General features: G+C 66.5%; 2 protein-coding genes. Both read left to right on the top strand.

Annotation, left to right across the window (positions count from 1 at the left end; genetic code table 11):
* On the top strand, nt 1–748 hold a 748-nt coding region (locus tag AC5P6X_RS21555), incomplete at its 5' end, for a methyl-accepting chemotaxis protein (RefSeq protein ID WP_495215606.1).
* A gap of 745 nt (nt 749–1,493) precedes the next feature.
* Nucleotides 1,494–3,110, top strand: a 1,617-nt coding sequence (locus tag AC5P6X_RS21560) for a cache domain-containing protein (RefSeq protein WP_495215608.1), incomplete at its 3' end; no start/stop codon positions are given.

The raw sequence follows: 3,110 nt of genomic DNA on the forward strand, positions 1-3,110 counted from the left end.
CGCCCGCCAGGCCAACCAGCTCGCCATCGGCGCGCACGGTGTCGCTTCGCAGGGCGGCGAGGTGGTCGGCCAGGTGGTCACCACCATGTCGGCCATCGAAGCCTCGTCGAAGAAGATCGCCGAGATCATCAGCGTCATCGACGGCATCGCTTTCCAGACCAACATCCTGGCGCTGAACGCTGCGGTGGAAGCCGCGCGTGCCGGCGAGCAGGGCCGCGGCTTCGCCGTGGTCGCCAGCGAAGTGCGTACCCTCGCCCAGCGCTCGGCCGCTGCCGCCAAGGAGATCAAGGGCCTGATCGACGATTCGGTCGGCAAGGTCAACGACGGCTCGGCGCTGGTGCACAAGGCCGGCGCCACCATGGGCGAGATCGTCGCCTCGGTGCAGCGCGTGACCGACATCATGGCCGAGATCTCCGCCGCCTCGCAGGAACAGTCGGCCGGCATCGAGCAGGTCAACCAGACCGTGGTGCAGATGGACGAAACCACCCAGCAGAATGCCGCGCTGGTGGAAGAAGCCACTGCCGCCGCGCGTGCGATGGAAGAACAGGCCGGCCACCTCAGCGAAGCGGTGTCGATCTTCGTGGTCGACGAAGCCGAGACCGTGGTTGCCCCGCGCATCGCCGCTGCCCCAGTCCCGCGTGCTGCCGCACCGGCCGCACCGGCCCCGGTCGCGCCGCCGGCCCGCCGCACCGCCGGTGGTCGTCCGATGGCCACCGAACTGGCCGACGGAGACTGGCAGGAATTCTGAGGCCTGCCTGACCTGACGCACGAGAACGCCCTGGCCCTGCGCTGGGGCGTTTTTGTTTACGGGGTATCTGGATATCCAGCCAACGGCGAAGCCCCTCGGGATGGTCGGTCGAAGCGCTGGGTTACTGAGGGTTGGCCGCGAGGGTGGGCTGCGCAGGGGACGCCGTGAATACGTCCTTGTAGGCTCGGTCGCCGCATCCATGCGGCTCACGCCCCTGCGCAGCCCACCCTCCCGGCCACGGAAAATTTCCGTGCGCGTCCACCCCGGATTGAAGAAAGAAGAGCAAGAGCAACAGCCGTATTGCTTCCGGGGTCAGATCCGTTTTCCGCAGGAAAACGGATCTGACCCCTCTTTCCACTTGGAAACCCAATGCTCTTGCCGTCCGACACCGGGATATCGAATGGGCCGAGCAAGGGTGGGTTGGCGGGGGTGTCCGCGGCATGGATGCCGCGGCCAAGCCCCCAAGGACGGGTTTACGGCGTCCCCCGCCAACCCATCCTGGCCCGGCCCTTCTCGCAACCCCTGACCACCGACCAAGCGCCGTTGCTGTTGCTGTTGCTGTTGCTGTTGCTTCAAAACCAGCCTGCCGCAGGCAGCGCCGCAGCCGCCGCTGCAAGAAAACCTGAATACGTTCGGACACCGCACCTCAATCCCCCGCCCCAGCGGCCGATAACGGGGTTGTCACGGCGTATCCCGCCGCTGACCGGCTCGGCGCCGCCCGCCCGTTTCGACCTGGTCCTGCTCGATGAATCTCCTGCATCGCTGGCAACACTACTTCAGCAATCTCTCCGTCCGGCGCAAGCTCAACCTGCTGACGCTGCTCATCGCGCTCGGCGTGATCGCGCTCTCGGTGATCGCCGCCCGCATGCAGTACCTGGACCTCACCGAGACCCGCAAGACCGCGCTGAAGACCCAGGTCGAACTCAGCTACGGCATCCTCCAGCACTACCACCGCCTGGCCGGCACCGGCGAACTCAGCGAGGACGCCGCGAAGAGCGCCGCGTTGCAGGCCCTGGAAGTGATGCGCGCCGAGAACGATACGTACTACTTCAACATCTACGACACCGGCTACCGCCTGCTGATGCACCCGTTCCGCAAGGACCTGGTCGGCAAGGACATGAAGGACTTCCGTACCGACGACGGCGTGCGCATCTATTACGACCAGGTCGAAGCGGCCAAGGCCGGCGGTGGCTTCGTCAACTATCGATGGGCCAAGCCGGGCAGCAAGGGCGAGGTCGAGAAGGTCGCCTACGCCGGCCTGTTCGCGCCGTGGAACTGGGTGGTCAGCAGCGGCGTCTACATGGACGACGTGCAGCGGCAGGCGCTGGTGTTCACCGCCATCATGGCGATCTCCGGTGGTGTGCTGGTGCTGATCGTGCTGGCCCTGAGCTGGGTCATCGGCAACCGTATCGCGCGCCCGCTGAAGCAGGCCACCGCCGTCGCCGAAGGCATCGCCAATGGCAAGCTGGACAGCCATATCGGCCCGCAGCCGCATGACGAACCCGGTCGCCTGCTGGAGGCCATGTCCGGCATGCAGCAGCAGCTGCATGCGGTCATCGGCGGCCAGCGCGAAATGGCCCGCCGTCACGATGCCGGCGAACTGAGTTACCGCATCGACGCCAGCGTCTTCCCCGGCGAGTACGGGCTGATGGTGCAGGAGACCAACACCCTGGTCGGCAGCCATGTGCAGACCCTGCATGACGTGCTGGACGTGGTACAGCAGTACGCAGTCGGCGACCTCAGCCGCGACATCGCCCGCTACCCCGGCGAGAAGGCGGCGATGACCACCACCGTCGACACCGTCAAGGCCAACCTCGGCCGCATCAATGCCGAGATCAAGCAGCTGGCCAGTGCCGCCGCCGCCGGCGACTTCAGCCAGCGCGGTGATGCGCAGCGCTTTGATCACGATTTCCGCCTGATGCTGGAAAACCTCAACGCAATGATGGCGGTCAGCGATGACAACCTCGGCAAGCTCTCGCAGTTGCTGTCGGCCATCGCCGAAGGCGACCTGACCGCACGCATGCACGGCGACTATCAGGGCGTGTTCGCACGCATGCGCGACGACGCCAACACCACCGTTATGCAGCTGACCCAGATCGTTGGCCAGATCCAGGCCAGTGCCTCCAGCATCACCCTCGCCGCTGGCGAGATCGCGTCCGGCAACAGCGACCTGTCGCGCCGTACCGAGCAGCAGGCCGCCAACCTGGAAGAGACCGCCGCCTCGATGGAGGAACTGACCTCCACCGTGCGCCAGAACGCCGAGCACGCCCGCCAGGCCAACCAGCTCGCCATCGGCGCGCACGGTGTCGCTTCGCAGGGCGGCGAGGTGGTCGGCCAGGTGGTCACCACCATGTCGGCCATC

It is taken from the genome of Stenotrophomonas sp. YJH_SMC_40 (assembly GCF_059368615.1).